Here is a 16852-nt window from a genome sequence, read left to right as displayed (position 1 = left end):
AGCCTAAACCAGCGACCTCAAAACATACTGGAGGATGCCACCGTGGCGGTAGTAGTCGGCCTCACCCGGGGTGTCGATGCGTACCACTGCGTCGAACTCAACGGTGCCCTTGCCTGCCGGCGAGTGCTCAGTCGGTTCGGCAACCACGTGCACCGACTTCGGCACGCCACCATCGTTGAGCGCGGTGAGCCCGGAGACGCTGATCTGTTCGGTGCCATCGAGTCCGAGGGTCTCCCAGCTTTCGCCGGCCGGGAACTCGAGCGGAACGACGCCCATGCCGATCAGGTTCGACCGGTGGATCCGCTCGAAGCTCTCGGTGATGACCGCCTTGACGCCCAGCAGGCTGGTTCCCTTGGCCGCCCAGTCACGGGATGATCCTGAACCGTACTCCTTGCCGGCCAGCACCACGAGTGGCACCCCTGCGGCCTGGTAGTTCTGGCTGGCGTCGTAGATGAACGCCTGCGGAGCATCCGGCTGGGTGAAGTCGCGCGTGTAACCGCCCTCGACGTTGTCGAGAAGCTGGTTGCGGAGGCGGATGTTCGCGAAGGTTCCGCGGATCATCACCTCGTGGTTGCCGCGACGCGAACCGTAGGAGTTGTAGTCCTTGCGGTCGATGCCGTGCTCGCTCAGGTAGTGACCAGCCGGGCTCTCACCCTTGATCGATCCAGCCGGGCTGATGTGGTCGGTGGTCACCGAGTCGCCCAGCTTGGCCAGCACGCGAGCACCGGTGATGTCGGTCACCGGAGTCATCTCGAGAGTCATGCCGTCGAAGTATGGGGGCTTCCGTACGTACGTCGAGGACTCATCCCACTCGAAGATCCCGCCGGCAGGCGTCGGTAGTGAACGCCAGCGCTCGTCCCCATCGAAGACGCCCGCATACTCCCGGGTGAACATCTCGGAGTCGATGGAGCTGTCAATGGTGCGCTGCACCTCGGCGGCGTCCGGCCAGATGTCCTTGAGGAACACATCATTGCCCTCGGTGTCCTGGCCGAGCGCATCCGCTTCGAAGTCGAAGTTCATCGACCCGGCGAGGGCGTAGGCGATCACCAGCGGGGGGCTGGCCAGGTAGTTCATCTTGACGTCCGGGTTGATCCGACCCTCGAAGTTGCGGTTTCCGGACAGGACCGCCGTGACGGCGAGGTCGTTCTCATTGATGGCCGCGGAGATCTCGTCGGCGAGCGGTCCGGAGTTTCCGATGCACGTGGTGCAGCCGTAGCCGACGGTGTAGAAGCCGAGTGCCTCCAGATCACGGTCGAGGCCGGACTTCTCGTAGTACTCGGTGACGACCTTCGATCCGGGGGCCAGGGTGGTCTTGACCCACGGCTTCGACTTCAGGCCCTTCTTGGCGGCGTTCCGCGCGAGCAGGCCGGCCGCGAGCATGACTGACGGGTTCGAGGTGTTGGTGCACGACGTGATGGCCGCAATGGTCACCGCCCCATGGTCGATGACGAATTCATCGCCACCGTCCACCGAAACGATGCTCGGCTTGGACGCCGTCGAAGGCGAGTGGCTCTTGTGGGTGTGGTGGTGGTGGCTCTGCTCACTCTCCGGAGTGTTTCCGGGAGGGTCGGATGCGGGGAAGGACTCGGCCACCTGCAGGTCGACCAGGTCGTGGTCGATGGTCGCGTAATTGTTGAGGTCGCTCTCGAACTGCGCCTTCGACCGGTTCAGCTCAATGCGGTCCTGCGGGCGCTTCGGGCCGGCGATGGATGGAACGACCGTGGCGAGGTCGAGCTCGAGGTATTCACTGAACGCGGGCTCGACCGATGGGTCATGCCACATTCCCTGCTCCTTCGAGTACGCCTCGACCAGCTGGACCTGCTCCTCGCTGCGCCCGGTCAGGCGCAGGTAGTCCAGCGTGACAGCGTCGATGGGGAACATGGCGGCGGTCGAGCCGAACTCCGGGCTCATGTTGCCGATCGTTGCCCGGTTGGCCAGCGGCACCTGGGCGACGCCTGCACCGTAGAACTCGACGAACTTGCCGACCACTCCGTGCTTCCGCAGCATGTCGGTGATGGTGAGCACGACATCCGTCGCCGTCACGCCGGCCGGAATGGAGCCGTTCAGCTTGAAGCCGACCACCTTCGGGATCAGCATGGAGACTGGCTGGCCGAGCATGGCCGCCTCGGCCTCGATACCGCCGACGCCCCAGCCGAGAACGCCGAGGCCGTTCACCATGGTGGTGTGCGAGTCGGTTCCAACCAGGGTGTCCGGGTAGGCCTGGAGCACAGTCCCTTGTCCTGGGCCTGTCGAAGGGACCTCACGCGTGTAGGTGACGCGGGCCAGGTACTCGATGTTCACCTGGTGCACGATGCCGGTGCCTGGCGGGACGACTTTGAAGTCTTCGAATGCGGTCTGGCCCCACCGGAGGAACTGGTAGCGCTCTCCGTTGCGCTCGTATTCGAGTTCGACGTTGCGCTCCAGTGCATTGTCGCTGCCGAACAGGTCGGCGATCACGGAGTGGTCGATGACCAGCTCAGCGGGAGCGAGCGGGTTGATCTTGTTCGCGTCGCCGCCGAGGTCGGTCATGGCCTCGCGCATGGCAGCGAGGTCGACGATGCAGGGCACACCGGTGAAGTCCTGCATGATGACGCGGGCAGGCGTGTACTGGATCTCGGTGTCCGGCTCCGCTGCGGGATCCCATCCGGCAACCGATTCGATCTGCGCCTTGGTGACGTTCTTGCCGTCTTCGGTGCGCAGCAGGTTCTCCAGCAGCACCTTGAGGCTGTACGGCAGCTTCGCCGAGCCCGGTACCGCGTCGAGCCTGTAGATCTCGTAGTCGGTCGACCCAACCGTCAGTGTCTTCTTCGATCCGAAACTGTTGACTGACGACATCTGTCGACTCCCTTGCTGAACGTGATGGCTGCAAGCCTAAGACAGTGCGCTGCTTTGGGCCAATGCCGCTACCGGCTGTGCAGTTGCGCCAAAAGTATCTTGACGTCGAGATAAATATACCACTCTCACCCGGGCAGGGCTGAATCACCGGAGGTCGTGTCGCCGCCCAAAGCCGGCCGCGGATAGACGGTGCGCACCAGAAGCCAGGTCACCCAGACCATCCCGGCGTACAGCGGGACACCCATGATGAGCTTGGTCGCGGCGAGCCATTCGGTCTGGCCGGACAGGTACAGCGGCGCCTGCACCAGCAGTCGCGCCGAGAACAGGCCCACCCAGAGCCAGGTCGCCAGCACCAGCACCCGTCTTTTCTGCAGATTCTCGCGCCATGCGGTTCCCTCGTTGGCCAGGAAACCGACGATCACCCCGATGAATGGCCACCGGAGCGCGATGCTGGTCAGCAATACGACGACCGAAACGACGTTGATGATGAGCCCGGGGAGGAAGTTGTCCTCCGTGCGTCCGGTCAGCATCGCCAGGACGGCGGAAATGCCGACCCCGAAGAGGCCGGCGAAGGCCAGCGAAGCCGAAGTCCTGGAGATCAGCCGGATGGCGACGAAACACAGCGCGACCGCTACCGGTGCCAGCACCGACATCACCAATTCGTGCGTGATCGTGTAGACCACCAGGAAGCCGAGGCCGGGGAGGATCGATTCGATCAGCCCACGGGTGCCGCCAATCGCCTTCAGCAGGGAAGACGCACGCGGAACCTCGCCCGGAGCCAGGTGCCCGATCGATGACTTTCGAACGGCATCCTCGAGGCTGGCCCTGATGGCATCCTTCGCGGTCTCCGGAGTGTCCGCTGCCGGTTCGTCCACGGCTCTCACAGCTTGGTCGCGGGTGCGACCTGATCAGGGGCGCTGCCGGTCTTCGGCATGTGCAGGGGAATCAGGTCTCGCGGAGGCATGGGAGTCGAACCGCGGACGACAACGATACTGCGGAAGAGTTCCTCGATCTTCGCGGCGGCCTCCGGCTTCGTCGCGCCCTCACCGGCGATCACGCCGCGGAGAAACCACCGAGGCCCGTCAACGCCGATGAAACGGGCCAGCCGCTTGGTTCCGGGTTGCCCGGGGGCAGCCGCAGGCACCTCGGCGAGGAGCTCAGGCCCGAAAGGCCCAGTGGTGAGTTTCGTCGTGCCACCCTGTTTGGCGATCTGGTCACTGATCTGCTGGCGGATCTCGTGCCACAGGCCGGTGGACCGAGGAGCAGCGAACGGCTGCACCTGCAGTGTCGACCCGGCATAGTCCAGTCCGACAGCCACCACCCGCTTGCTGCCCTCCTCGACCTCGAGCCGTAATTGCAGGCCCTCGCGGGGAACGATCTTCACGCCGCCGAGGTCGACGTATGGTCGGACGGCGTTGGCCTCAGCCTCATCGAGGGGTCCTGCCTCCGCCCGGTCAGCAGGGGCGGACTTCGCCTGGCGCGCCGCTGCGTCCTGGTCGTCGATGGTGCCCTCGATGTTATCGCTCACGCGTGTTCTCCTTGCATAGGTTCACGGTACCCGGTGGACCCGAATCCCGCCTGGCCACGCTGGCTTCCGGGAAGGGAATCGACCTGGATGAAACGCGCACGACTGACCGGGGTGACGATCAATTGGGCAATCCGGTCGCCCACCGCGATCGAGTATGGCTCCCGCTTGTCGGTGTTCAGGATGGTCACCCTGATCTCGCCGCGATACCCGGCGTCCACGGTGCCCGGGCTGTTGACGATGGTCACGCCGTGCTTGGCCGCGAGCCCACTTCGAGGAACGACGAAGGCCGCGTAGCCGTCCGGCAGTGCTATCGAAACACCGGTTCCGACGGTAGCCCGCTCCCCCGGCGCCAGCACGACAGCCTCCGCCGCGACCAGGTCGGCTCCGGCATCCCCGGGATGCGAGTAAACGGGCAGCATCCCGCTGGCAATGAGTACTTCGACGGTTTCAACCACGAGACGAGGGTAGTGCAGAACCACTTCCCCGGCGCGCGCACGCTGCAGGGCGATCATCTGATCGAATAGGGCCATGACCTACTACCGAGAACGCCTCTGGCCTTCCCCCTGGATCTACCTGTCGCTCGGCCTTGTCATACCGGCTTCGATACTCGTCTTCATGCCGATCAACCCAGTGGTCGGCGTCCTCACCGGTGCTGGACTGTACCTGGGTTGCGCCGGCCTGCTGACGGCGACAGCACCGACCCTTCTGGTGACAGACCATCAATTGGTGGCCGGTCGTGCCTCCCTGCCACTGAGCCTGGTTGGCGAGGCGACCGGGTTCGAGGGCGCAGAAGCCACCCTGGAGCGAGGCCAGCGCCTCGACGCCCGCGCCTGGCTCCTGATCCGCGGCTGGGTGGGGCCCGTCGTCAAGATCGTCGTCTCCGACGAGTCAGACCCCACACCCTATTGGCTGGTTTCCACGCGTGATCCGCGGGCTTTCATCTCGGCGATCACGACGGCGCAGGAGTCAGCGGCGTCGTGACGTGCGCATTGTCGAGCTGAACGCTCCGTTCAGGCAGCGCACTCGAGGCAGATCGCCCCGAGCTTCTCCTGATGATCGATCTGGGAACGGTGCTTCACCAGGAAACAGCTGATGCAGGTGAACTCGTCGGCCTGCGGAGGCAGTACGACAACGTCGAGGTCCATGTCGGACAGGTCAGCGCCGGGGAGTTCGAACCCACCGGGGTTGTCGGCGTCGTCGGCGTCAACCACCCCTGACATCTTGTCTGGGACGCGCTCCTTCAGTGCCTCGATGCTTTCAGAATCATCGTCGGTCTTACGAGGTGCATCGTAGTCGGTTGCCATGCCCATCCAGTTCTGGTTTGTGCCGACATGTTCGTATTCGGCGGCGACAGTTTGCATCATCCGGTAGTGAATTGCAAACCACTGTGAGACTCCCGGGAATGCTGCAACAGACCGAACTTGCGGCACGCCCGAGTTATTCCCGCCCGGATGATGAATCACGTGACAATCTAGACCCGAACATGACGGCCGGAAAGGCGATCAGCATGCAAGACCTGAGAGTCATCGGAGTGGAGAACGGCTCACTCCTGGTCACGTCCGACGACGGCGAGCACTACCGCATTCCCATCGATGAGGTGTTGCAGTCCAAGATCCGCCAGGCCGCACCGGCTGCGGGCAACGGGCGCAAGCTGTCTCCCCGCGAGATCCAGGCGCATATTCGCAGCGGAATGTCCGCTCAGGACGTCGCGTCGATCACCGGAGTGGCGCTCGAATACATCGAGAAATTCGAAGGCCCCGTTCTCGCCGAGCGTGAGTATGTCGTCAGCGCTGCGCTGAGCGTCCCGGTGCACACTGCGATGGAGACGGATCCGCTGGGCGAAGGTTCGACCTTCGGAACCGTCATTCGCGAACGGCTCCACGACCTGGGCGCCACCGGCGAACGCTGGGCGAGCTGGAAAGAGCAGGGTGGCGGCTGGGTCGTCAAACTCGCTTTCACCGCCGAACAGGTGGATCACGACGCCCGCTGGCAGTTCGACCCCAAGAAATCCGCACTGGCACCACTGAACGGCGACGCGGTGACGCTGTCGCAGCAGGGCGAGCTGGCTGGTGCATTGATCCCACGGTTGCGCGCCGTCAGCACCGAAGACCGGGTCCCGGACAACTCCCGCTTCGACAGCGGCGCCTTCACGGAAGAAGAGCTTTCCGGGCACGACACGGCACCCTACGTCGACCCGTTGCCGTTCAATCGCGGGGGTCACTCTGCTGTGGTTCCCGGCGCCATCAATGCCGGCACCACCGGAACGACCGCCGATGGCGAACCCGCTGAACTGGGTCACACCGCAGACCTCCTTGAGGCCCTCCGTCGCCGGCGGGGCGAACGAGAATCCGCCGCCTTCGATGATCAGGATGACGCGCGCTCGGCCCACCCGTCGACCGGCAGCATCCGCGTCATCGATGTGCCACTCGATGACTTCTCAGCTGGCGACAGCGCTCCAACGCCACCACCGGCAAGTTCGGCGGCGCCACCGGCCGATGCGCATCCCGGCCCGACGAGGGTCGGCACGCCCAAGCCGGTCGTGTCCCTCTCCAGGCCGGGCAAGAAGGGCCGGGCGGCAATGCCCAGCTGGGACGACATCGTCTTCGGCGCCAAGTCTGACGACGACCTTTAGTCGACCGGAACGTGAGCCGACGCCTTCAGGCGAACGCTCCGAACCGTAATAGCGGCACCAGCTGCTCGTCCAGGGTCATCGAACCATGCTGTCCGATCATGGTGCGACCGGACGCGCGCTCGTCCCTGCCGTCGTAGTAGGCGATCGACTTGCGCGCGGCGACAAGCAGGTCCCCGATACGCGCTTCGACCTCGGCGTGAACGGATGCGCCGAACCAGCCAGCCGAAATCGCCTCGGCCCGGGTGGCGACCCACGACCTGCCGGACTCCGACTCCCGCCACCGAGAGGTGACCGTCTCGCGGAGAGGAGTCGAAGCATCCGGTTCGAAATGAAGCTGCAGGCAACGCGGTTCACCGGCGACATGGCGGATGCCGTCCAATAGTGCGGGATCGGAGTCGAAGAGCACATGGTTGTGGGCGGCCACGTCGATGACCCCGTGGTCCGCGGTGAGGATCAACCCCTCACGACTGCCCAGCGCCGGCGCGAAGGCACGCACAGCCGCGTCGAGCTCTTCCAACCGGTCAGCCCATTGTGCCGACTGCCACCCGTGCTTGTGTCCCGCCTGGTCGAGCTCGGGCACGTACACGTAAACCAGCGCACGATCGTGCGAATCCAGGATGCGTCGGGCCTCCGCCAGCCGTTCCTCCATGGAAACGGCGGCCCGGTATTCGGCCCCGCGCAGCACGGCATGGGTGAAGCCGGTGTTGCGGTAGCGTTCGACCCCGACCGCGAAGGCGGGCACACCGGCATCCGTCGCCCGCTCGAAAATCGTCCTGCTGCGCTGCCAAGTAGCCGGATCCAGCAGCGCATCCCACCCGGTGAGCTGGTTGACGATCCGGTCATGCTCGGGGTCGAGCACGGTGTAGCCGATCAGCCCATGCACTCCGGGCTCGTCCCCGGTGGTCAGGGATGCCAGCGCCGACGCCGTCGTGGTCGGAAAACCGGCGGTGGCCGTCGTGCCTGCGTTCAACAGCGGCGCAAGAGTACGGGCGTGACCCGCGGATGCCCTGAGCACGGATGCCCCCAGCCCGTCGGCGAGGAGCACCACCGCCTTGTCGACCGGCGGCAGCGAGAGCGGGTTCGCCTCACCAGAGGTGGCGGACAGGCAACTTCGCAGAACATCGGCAAGGCTAAACCGCACCGATTTAGGGGCCGATAGCATGAGGGCAATCCTATGACTACACCTGCATCCACGATCCCCGAAGACTCCGGTGAACGCATCGACGTTGTCGATGTCGCCTCTGAAATGGAGGGCTCGTTCCTCGAGTACGCGTACTCCGTCATCTATTCGCGCGCCCTGCCTGACGCACGTGACGGCTTGAAGCCTGTCCAGCGACGCATCCTGTACCAGATGACCGAGATGGGGCTGCGGCCCGACCGGGGCCACGTGAAGTCGGCCCGAGTCGTCGGAGACGTGATGGGCAAACTGCACCCGCACGGCGATGCCTCCATCTACGACGCCATGGTGCGCCTCAACCAGCCGTTCATCATGCGGGTTCCGCTCATCGACGGACACGGCAACTTCGGGTCGCTCGATGACGGCCCGGCCGCACCCCGCTACACCGAGGCCCGTCTGGCACCCGCAGCCACGGCATTGACCGCAGACCTCGACGAAGATGTCGTCGATTTCGTGCCCAACTACGACAACCAGCTGACCCAGCCGGAGGTGTTGCCCGCTGCCTTCCCCAACCTCCTGGTCAACGGGGCGAGCGGCATCGCGGTCGGCATGGCCACCAACATGGCCCCGCACAACCTCATCGAGGTGGTCGGGGCGGCCAGGCACCTGCTCGAGCATCCGGATGCCTCCCTCGATGACCTGATGAGCTTCGTCCCGGGTCCCGACCTGCCTACCGGTGGCACCATCAGCGGCCTGGAAGGCATCCGTGACGCCTATGAAACCGGGCGCGGAAGCTTCAAGACGAGGGCCAAGGTGTCGATCGAGCCGATCACGGCCCGCAAGACCGGGTTGATCGTCACCGAGCTGCCGTTCATGGTCGGCGCCGAGAAGATCATCGAGAAGATCAAGGACGGTGTCACGTCCAAGAAGCTCAGCGGCATCTCGGATGTGACAGACCTCACCGACCGCAAACGCGGGCTGCGCCTCGTGATCGGCATCAAGACCGGGTTCAACCCGGAAGCGGTGCTCGAGCAGTTGTACAAGCACACCCCGCTGGAAGACCAGTTCAACTTCAACAACGTGGCGCTGGTGAACGGTGGCCCCAGGACCCTGGGCCTGCGAGAACTGCTGCAGGTCTATCTTGACCACCGCATCTCCGTGACGACGCGGCGAAGCCGCTTCCGGCTGGCGAGGAAGCAGGAGCGCCTGCACCTCGTCGAGGGACTATTGGTGGCCATCCTGGATATCGACGAGGTGATCCAGGTCATCCGCACCAGCGATGATTCGGAGCAGGCCCGCACCCGCCTGATGGAAGTTTTCGACCTCAGCCACGTGCAGTCCGAGTACATCCTCGAGTTGCGGTTGCGCCGCCTGACCAAGTTCTCCCGCATCGAGCTGGAGGCCGAGCGCGACCAGTTGCGTGCTGAGATCGCTGAATTGGAGCTGCTGCTCAGCGATCCGGTTCGGGTACGTCACCTGGTCTCGCACGAGCTCGAGAATGTGGCCGAGAAGTACGGAACGCCGCGTCGCACCATGCTGACCCACGCGCGCCCCAGCGTCGCAACGGGTTCATCGAAACAGGCGGGTTCGTCGAAGCAGGCACCCATTCTCGAACATGCGGATGTTCCATGCCGGGTGATCCTGTCTACCACCGGGCGCGTGATCCGAGTCGACGTGAGCGACGATGCGGATGCACCGGCTCGCGCCTCGAGGCGGAGCAAGCACGACGCGATTCGGGCAAGTGTCTCCACCACCAGTCGAACCGAGATCGGCGCTGTCACGTCGACCGGACGGCTGATCCGCCTCTCGCCCGTGGACCTCCCGGTGCTTCCCGGAAACTCGATCCAGCTCGCTGCCGGTGTCAAGATCGCGGAGTACCTCGCCATCGACACGAAACGTGAACGGGTCGTCGGCCTGGTCTCGCTCACCGCTGAGGAACCGGTAGCCCTCGGAACCAGGCAGGGTGTTGTCAAAAGGGTGGTGATGGCGGATGCGCCGCACCGGCCAGACTTCGAGATCATCTCCCTGAAACCCGGCGACGAGGTCGTTGGCGTGGTTCAGGGCTCGGACGACGATGAGCTGGTGTTCGTCACCTCTGACGCTCAGCTGCTGCGTTTCCCGGCGACGGCCGTGCGCCCTCAGGGGCGAAGCGCCGGCGGCATGGCGGGCATCAAGCTCTCGCCCTCAGCGGAGGTCATTCACTTCACGGCGATCGCTGACGCGAGCGACTCCGTCGTTGCGACAATCTCCACCTCTGCGGCGACCATTGCCGGAACCGACCCCGGGCGCGCGAAGGTCTCGCAGCTGGCCGAGTTCCCGGCGAAGGGTCGCGCAACGGGCGGCGTTCGCGCGCACGCCTTCCTCAAGGGTGAGGACATGCTCAGTGTGGCGTGGGCAGGGCAGGCTCCCGCGTTGGCCGTGGCCTCCGACGGTGCGCCGCGCTCACTCCCCGAGGCTGGCGCCAAGCGTGACGCGTCCGGTACACCACTGGATGCCGTCGTCGGCTTCATCGGCCACGAGCTGTAGGTTCGGCTGCCCGTTGAGCCAGTACAAAATCGTGGATACGCCAGAGGCTGTCGCCTCAGCAATCGAACAGCTCCGCGTTGGAGGCACGCGCCTAGTGGTCGGGATTTCTGGGTACGCAGGCTCCGGAAAGTCCACTCTCACCCGAGACTTGCTGGCCCGCGTTGACGGCTCCGTTCGCATCCGTGGCGACGACTTCTTGGATCCGACGCGTTCTCACCACCGCTCCGCTGACTGGGATGGCGTCGACCGCATTCGGCTGCTGCGGCAAGTCATCGTCCCATTCCGTTCTGCGCAAAAGGGCTCACTCCAACGCTTCGACTGGAGCACTCGAACGCTGGCAAACCCGGAGCCGCTGCCGGATGCCGCCGTCCTGATCATCGACTGCATCGGGCTGTTCCATTCAGACCTTGAGGGAGCGTTCGACCTGACAATCTGGGTTGACGCCGAACCGGGAATTGCCGCGCAGCGGGGCAGAGAGCGCGACCATGACCTCGGTCGGCAACACGACGCCCTCTGGGAGGACGTCTGGGTGCCAAACGATCGCGACTTCGATGAAACCTTCAAGCCGCGAGAAGTGGCAGACATCATTTTTCTCGCCAATTGAAGCGAGTTTCCCAACCCTTCTTCTGCTTCGCGCATTGCTCCGTGGGTCGCTTGTGCATATGCGTGCGCGCTGCAGCGTTCGGCTAGCGGCGCCCGTGGCGCCCCGCATATCCGTACACGCACCGTGGAACCGAGCGCGGACCTGCCGGGAGGTCGATCGGCAAAAGCAGCCGCGCTGTCGTTTGAGCGTTGCGCCGCGACGAATACTCCAGCGCACCACTCGAATCACCGCGCCGGCGACCAGGGGCAACCTGTCAACCAGTGAGTTCGACCCGCGCGTGCAAGAAACACCTACGAAGGGAGTGGGACGGTAGGCGACTGACGCTAGACGTCGATGCGCTCGCGCGAGAGGTCGTTGGAACCGGCAACGATGAACTCCTTGCGGGGGGCGACATCGTTGCCCATCAGGAGCTCGAACACCTTTTCCGAGCGTTCCGCATCCGTGATCTCCACGCGGCGAAGGGTGCGGTGGCTGCGATCCATGGTGGTGGTGGCCAACTGGTCGGCATCCATCTCCCCCAGGCCCTTGTAGCGCTGGATCGGATCCTGGTACCGCTTCCCCGACTTCTTCAGCGCAGCCAGGACGCCCTGCAGCTCAGCCTCGGAGTAGGTATAGACCGTGTCGTTCGGCTTAGTGCCCGGGTTCATCACGACCACCCGGTGAAGCGGAGGCACGGCGGCATAAACGCGGCCGTCGCGGATCATGTCCGGCATGTAGCGGAAGAACAACGTGAGGAGGAGCGTCCGGATGTGCGCACCATCGACGTCCGCGTCGCTCATGATGATGACCTTGCCGTAGCGGGCGGATGACAGGTCGAAGCTTCGACCGGATCCGGCACCGATCACCTGGATGATCGACGCGCACTCGGCGTTCGACAGCATGTCCGAGATGGAGGCCTTCTGAACGTTCAGGATCTTCCCGCGAATGGGCAGGAGCGCCTGGTACTCGCTGTCCCTGGCCAGCTTGGCGGTACCCAGGGCCGAGTCGCCCTCGACGATGAACAACTCGCTGTTGGCGACATCGCTGCTGCGGCAGTCGACCAACTTGGCCGGCAGGGAGGAGTTCTCCAGCGCGTTCTTGCGACGTTGGGTCTCCTTGTGGGCTCTGGCCGAAACTCGCGACTTCATCTCGGCAACGACCTTGTCGAGCACCAGCGCCGCCTGCGTCTTGTCGTCACGCTTGCTTGAGCTGAACTTCTCAGCCAACGCCTTGGCGACGACGGATGAGACGATGTTGCGAACCGCAGGAGTCCCCAGGATCTCCTTGGTCTGCCCCTCGAACTGCGGCTCCGGGATGCGTACCGTCAATACTGCTGTCAGGCCGGCAAGCATGTCGTCCTTCTCGAGCTTGTCGTTGCCGACCTTGAGCCGGCGCGCATTGACTTCGAGCTGGTTTCGGAGGAACTTCAGCATCCCGGCCTCGAAACCGGCCTGATGGGTGCCGCCCTTCGGCGTGGCGATGATGTTCACGTAGCTGCGGAAGACGGTGTCGTATCCGGTGCCCCATCGCAGCGCAACGTCGACCTCGCACTCCCGGTGCAGTTCAGTCGGCACCATGTGCCCCTTGTCGTCGAGAACGGGGACGGTCTCGGTGTACTGCCCGGTGCCGGTCAGTCGCCAGATGCCGGTGAGCGCCGGATCTTTGGAGAGGAACTCGACATACTCGGCGATCCCACCGTCGTAGCGGAACGATTCCTCGGTGGGCGGGCTCTGGCGGTTGTCGGTGATCTCAAGGCCCAGGCCTTTCACCAGGAATGCCGTCTGGCGGGCTCGGGCGACAAGCTCCTCAGTCTGGAATGTCGCACCCTTCGTGAAGATCTGCGGATCCGCCCAATAGCGCACCCGCGTGCCGGTCACGCCCTTGGCAACCTTGCCGACCACCCTCAATTCGCTGCGCTTCTCGAACGGGGTGAACGGGGAATCCGGGCTCGGCTCCCCCGAGTCGGCGAACACCCCGGGCTCCCCGCGATGGAAGGACATGGCCCAGGTCTTGCCGCCGCGGTCGACTTCGACGTCGAGCCTCGCTGACAGTGCGTTGACGACGGATGCCCCGACGCCGTGCAGTCCACCGGATGCCGCATACGATCCGGTGCCGAATTTTCCACCGGCGTGCAGCTTGGTGAGGACGACCTCCACGCCGGACAACCCGGTTTTCGGCTCGACATCCACCGGGATGCCGCGGGCACGGTCGCGAACCTCGACGCTGTCATCCTGGTGCAGGATCACCTCGATTTTTTCCCCGTAGCCGCCTAGCGCCTCGTCGACCGAGTTGTCGATGATCTCCCACAGGCAGTGCATGAGGCCGCGGGAATCGGTGGAGCCGATGTACATTCCTGGTCGCTTGCGGACCGCTTCAAGGCCTTCCAGGACCGAAAGGTGCCTCGCCGAGTAGTCCGAGTTTGTCACTGATTCTCCTTAGTGCGACCGAGCTGCGCACCGCCGAAGACCGCAGGGAATGGCGGCTGGGCGGGCGGTGTTAAGACTAGTGAGCCGCGCAGACAACCTTCGCATCCGACACCCGTCGGCCGAGGGTTTCCTACGCGGTCAGCGAAATGCGCCCGCCGCCTCACCCATCCTGCGGCAAGGCGTGCTTGTATAGATGCACGGAAGTTAGTCGTCAAGAAAATTGGAGGAGCAACGTGTCCCACATTGCACCCGGAACCACAGCTGTAGACGAGCTGGCCTCCGCCCACGAGCTCACGGCGTCAGACCGCTGTGACAGTTGTGGAGCCCAGGCCTACATTCGCGTTTCCATCGGAAACAGCGAGTTGCTCTTCTGCGCTCACCACGGCAAGAAGCACCAGGAAAAGCTGGCTGCGGTTGCCACCGAGTGGCACGACGAGTCAGCACGACTCCTCACCGAGGCGCGCGGCTAGAAAGTCCGCCCAGGGCCACAGCCGTTACCGGCCGGTGACGACCCGCGGGATCGTCGCCGTTAGCCGCGTCACGATTTCTTCACCGATGGTGCCCATGCCGTCAGCCCACTCCTGAAGGGTGGGCTCGCCGGCTGAGCCGTCGCCGAAGAGCGTCACGGTGTCACCGACTTCCGCAGCCCTTCCGGTCACGTCGATAAGCGTCTGAGACGGGTCGACGCGGATCACCGGCACACGGTGCCCACCGATTGCGACCGTCACATTGCCAGCAGCGTCGGCAAGGATTCCGGATGCGCCACCAATCGGCAACTCGCCCAGCACCCGGCCGTCTTCCTCCCTGATGCGATGAATCGGCGCGCGCAGCGTCATGACCGGTCGAAGCCCGAGCTCTGCCGGCCCAACTCCTCCGCCGGGAGCTATCCCGTACAGGAAGGCGCCAACCCGCACCAGGTCGAGCCGGGCATCCGCCCTCGCGTAGGATGCTGCACTCGCGGCGACATGGACCACCACGTCGCGAACACCGTGCGCTTCGGCGATCGACACTCCGCTCTGGTGCTCGGCGATGGAGCGGCTGTCGTCATCATCCGTTTCCTCGGCCAGGTGCGTCCACAGCCCGGCGACCTTGACCAGCCCATCGCGTTCGAGCGCTGCCGCCCGTTGCACGAACCGCTCCCACTCAGCCGGAAGCACTCCAGCCCGGTGCAGGCCGGTATCGAGCTTCAGGTGGATGCGTGCCCGGGTCCCGGCTGCGGCGCCGGCGGTGGCCACGCGCTCCAGCACCGCCTCATCGGTGACCCCCAAGTCGATTCCGGCCCGAATGGCCTCGGTAAGGTCGTCACCACTGTCGAACACCCACGCGAATACCATTGCGTCCGGAGCCCGGCGGCGCAACGAGAGCGCCCCCGGAAGGTCCAGCGTGCCGAACCTCGTCACGCCTTCATCGAGGAGTACGTCTACAGCGGCGTCCACCCCATGCCCATAGGCGTCGTCCTTCACGACGGCGAGCAGCGCTGCCGGCGCCACTCGATCACGCAGCAGGCGCACGTTGTGGCGCAGAGCATCGACGGACACGAAAGCGGTCGCCTCGGTGATCCTCATGTGGCCACCACCCTGCTCACGCGATGGTCCAGGCAGGCGAGAACGCTGAACGGATGCTCGCCAACCGACTCCGCCCACTCCGCCAATGGGATCTCGGCAGAAGCCGGGTCGCCAAAGAACGTCACCCTGTCTCCGGCGGCAACGGAGGCGTCTCCGGCATCGATCACCAGGACATCCATCGCCACCCGGCCGACAATCGGCATCCGCACGCCGCGGGCGGTGACGGATGCCCGGTTTCCGGCTTTACGGGGAAGCCCATGCCCGTAGCCGATCGCCACCAGGGCGAGCGTTGTCGGTGTCGTGGTGCGGTAGGTGTGGCCGTAGGAGACTCCGGCACCTGGCCCCACTCGTTTGACTGTCAGGACCTCGGCATCCAGTCGGGGTGGATGCGTCTCCAGGGACTGCACGACGTTCGACACGGCAGCATCATTCACGGCTGCATTGTTCAGGGCGGCGGATGCCAGCAGTGAAGACTGCCCGGCGGAGAGGTGGAGGGCACGGGCGGAGAAGCTCACGATCACCCCGTCCCGCCTGCCGTCCAGATTCCTCCACTCTACCGCCCCGTATGATTGGGGGGCACGTTGTGATGGTGGCCGATGGGAGACACACCGCTGTGAAATTGAAGAACCTGGGTGTGAAGAGTCGCCTTCAGTACCTGTGGCGTCGGGCCCGTGGCTTCGACGCCGCTTCTCTGACGTCCCGGGCGCGCGCAGTCGCTGCCGCCCATGGCAAGGCGACGCCGATCATCGTTGTGGACATGCTCTGGTCTGCCGCCTTCCGCAACGTCGCGTTCCAGGATTATGTCGACTACGACTTCGCCATCCTGACGCGTGCCGAGCGTGCGACGTACATGACCCACTCCATCTCCAACCACATCGCGATGAAGTACGACCACCCCGATTACCGCGAGGTCTTTCACGACAAGACTGCGTTCAACCGTGCGTTCGACGCGTACCTCGGCCGCGAATGGCTCGACGTGAGCTCTTCTTCGGTCGATGCGGTGCGCGAGTTCACGCAGCGCCACGGTCGGGTGATGGGCAAGGTTCCGGTCAGCGACTCCGGCCACGGCGTTTCACGCTATGAGGCGGATGCGATCAGCGACTGGGAGGCCTTCCGCAGCGAGCTGATCGCCAAGGGGCAGACCCTGCTTGAGGAGTACATCAGGCAGCACCCCACGCTGGCGGCCGTTTGCCCCGGTACCGCGAACACCACCAGGGTCACCACGTTCTTCGACGGCGACAAGACCCATGTGCTCTCCATGGCGCAGAAGTTCGGTCGCGGCGAGGCAAGCGACCAGCAGACCTTCGGCGGCTTCTACACGATGCTGAACCTGGACGGCTCATCACGGGGACGCGGCTACGACTCTCACGACAGCGTGCACGAGACGCATCCGGAGTCCGGGGTGTCGATTCCCGATTTCCAGCTGCCGATGGTCGACGAACTGTTCGAGTTCATCGACCAGGTCGCCCGAGTGGTGCCGCAGATGCAGTATGTCGGCTGGGATGTCGTCATCGGGGAGACCAGGCCAATACTGGTCGAAGGCAATTGGGCGGCGGGCGTGTACGAGAACAAGCCGAGCGTCACCGGCATCCGTACTGGCAGCCTGCCGAGGTACCGCGAAGCGATCGGGTTCTAAGCGG

15 protein-coding genes are annotated in these 16852 nt (G+C 64.7%); 6 read left to right on the top strand and 9 right to left on the bottom strand.

Annotated elements, in window-relative coordinates:
• Nucleotides 1–3: 3 nt before the first annotated feature.
• The 4 genes from acnA to dut all read right to left on the bottom strand — a co-directional run bounded on the left by acnA (nucleotide 4) and on the right by dut (nucleotide 4818).
• Complete coding sequence (gene acnA / locus ACX3O0_RS04045; protein ID WP_459106878.1) at nucleotides 4–2835, bottom strand: aconitate hydratase AcnA; 2832 nt, start codon at nucleotides 2833–2835, stop codon at nucleotides 4–6.
• A 125-nt stretch (nucleotides 2836–2960) separates the two neighbouring features.
• Nucleotides 2961–3710: a DUF3159 domain-containing protein gene (locus ACX3O0_RS04040; RefSeq protein WP_459091224.1), complete on the bottom strand. Its 750-nt coding sequence runs from the start codon at nucleotides 3708–3710 to the stop codon at nucleotides 2961–2963.
• 5 nt (nucleotides 3711–3715) lie between these two features.
• Nucleotides 3716–4363, bottom strand: a complete 648-nt coding sequence (locus ACX3O0_RS04035; RefSeq protein ID WP_459091222.1) for a DUF3710 domain-containing protein — start codon at nucleotides 4361–4363, stop codon at nucleotides 3716–3718.
• On the bottom strand, nucleotides 4360–4818 hold the full coding sequence (gene dut / locus ACX3O0_RS04030) for a dUTP diphosphatase (RefSeq protein WP_459091468.1): 459 nt from the start codon (nucleotides 4816–4818) through the stop codon (nucleotides 4360–4362). Before dut ends, ACX3O0_RS04035 begins: the two co-directional genes overlap by 4 nt.
• A gap of 73 nt (nucleotides 4819–4891) precedes the next feature.
• Here dut and ACX3O0_RS04025 point away from each other — a divergent pair, with 73 nt between their 5' ends.
• Nucleotides 4892–5344, top strand: a complete 453-nt coding sequence (locus tag ACX3O0_RS04025) for a DUF3093 domain-containing protein (protein ID WP_459091220.1) — start codon at nucleotides 4892–4894, stop codon at nucleotides 5342–5344.
• Between the two features lie 29 nt (nucleotides 5345–5373).
• On the opposite strand, the gene ACX3O0_RS04020 is transcribed toward ACX3O0_RS04025, so the two are convergent.
• Entirely contained in the window at nucleotides 5374–5667 is a 294-nt protein-coding gene (locus ACX3O0_RS04020) for a DUF4193 domain-containing protein (protein ID WP_459091466.1), read from the bottom strand.
• A gap of 203 nt (nucleotides 5668–5870) precedes the next feature.
• On the opposite strand from ACX3O0_RS04020, the gene sepH reads away from it, so the two are divergent.
• The gene (gene sepH / locus ACX3O0_RS04015) at nucleotides 5871–6995 is read left to right on the top strand and encodes a septation protein SepH (RefSeq protein ID WP_459106877.1); all 1125 of its coding nucleotides are present in this window, start codon (nucleotides 5871–5873) and stop codon (nucleotides 6993–6995) included.
• 25 nt (nucleotides 6996–7020) lie between these two features.
• On the opposite strand, the gene ACX3O0_RS04010 is transcribed toward sepH, so the two are convergent.
• On the bottom strand, nucleotides 7021–8136 hold the full coding sequence (locus tag ACX3O0_RS04010; protein ID WP_459106876.1) for an alkaline phosphatase family protein: 1116 nt from the start codon (nucleotides 8134–8136) through the stop codon (nucleotides 7021–7023).
• Nucleotides 8137–8169: 33 nt separating this feature from the next.
• On the opposite strand from ACX3O0_RS04010, the gene ACX3O0_RS04005 reads away from it, so the two are divergent.
• Together ACX3O0_RS04005 and ACX3O0_RS04000 are read left to right on the top strand one after the other, a co-directional pair.
• Nucleotides 8170–10638, top strand: coding sequence for a DNA gyrase/topoisomerase IV subunit A (locus ACX3O0_RS04005; protein ID WP_459106875.1), 2469 nt, complete (start codon nucleotides 8170–8172; stop codon nucleotides 10636–10638).
• Between the two features lie 94 nt (nucleotides 10639–10732).
• Nucleotides 10733–11242 carry a uridine kinase family protein gene (locus ACX3O0_RS04000; protein ID WP_459106874.1) on the top strand — a complete coding sequence of 170 codons (510 nt, stop codon included), beginning with the start codon at nucleotides 10733–10735 and terminating at the stop codon, nucleotides 11240–11242.
• A gap of 323 nt (nucleotides 11243–11565) precedes the next feature.
• Here the strand turns inward: ACX3O0_RS04000 and ACX3O0_RS03995 are convergent, their stop codons facing one another.
• Nucleotides 11566–13647: a DNA gyrase/topoisomerase IV subunit B gene (locus tag ACX3O0_RS03995; RefSeq protein WP_459106873.1), complete on the bottom strand. Its 2082-nt coding sequence runs from the start codon at nucleotides 13645–13647 to the stop codon at nucleotides 11566–11568.
• Nucleotides 13648–13889: 242 nt separating this feature from the next.
• Here ACX3O0_RS03995 and ACX3O0_RS03990 point away from each other — a divergent pair, with 242 nt between their 5' ends.
• Entirely contained in the window at nucleotides 13890–14117 is a 228-nt protein-coding gene (locus tag ACX3O0_RS03990) for a DUF7455 domain-containing protein (RefSeq protein WP_459091464.1), read from the top strand.
• Between the two features lie 24 nt (nucleotides 14118–14141).
• On the opposite strand, the gene ACX3O0_RS03985 is transcribed toward ACX3O0_RS03990, so the two are convergent.
• Together ACX3O0_RS03985 and ACX3O0_RS03980 are read right to left on the bottom strand one after the other, a co-directional pair.
• The gene (locus tag ACX3O0_RS03985; protein WP_459106872.1) at nucleotides 14142–15212 is read right to left on the bottom strand and encodes an alanine racemase; all 1071 of its coding nucleotides are present in this window, start codon (nucleotides 15210–15212) and stop codon (nucleotides 14142–14144) included.
• Complete coding sequence (locus ACX3O0_RS03980; RefSeq protein WP_459091205.1) at nucleotides 15209–15727, bottom strand: alanine racemase C-terminal domain-containing protein; 519 nt, start codon at nucleotides 15725–15727, stop codon at nucleotides 15209–15211. The genes ACX3O0_RS03985 and ACX3O0_RS03980 overlap by 4 nt, the downstream gene beginning before the upstream one ends.
• 119 nt (nucleotides 15728–15846) lie before the next feature.
• Between ACX3O0_RS03980 and ACX3O0_RS03975 the strand changes: the two genes are divergently transcribed.
• On the top strand, nucleotides 15847–16848 hold the full coding sequence (locus ACX3O0_RS03975; protein WP_459106871.1) for a sugar-transfer associated ATP-grasp domain-containing protein: 1002 nt from the start codon (nucleotides 15847–15849) through the stop codon (nucleotides 16846–16848).
• Nucleotides 16849–16852 lie beyond the last annotated feature (4 nt).

It is taken from the genome of Homoserinimonas sp. A447, assembly GCF_054489325.1.
This window is presented reverse-complemented; position numbering and strand designations above follow the sequence as displayed.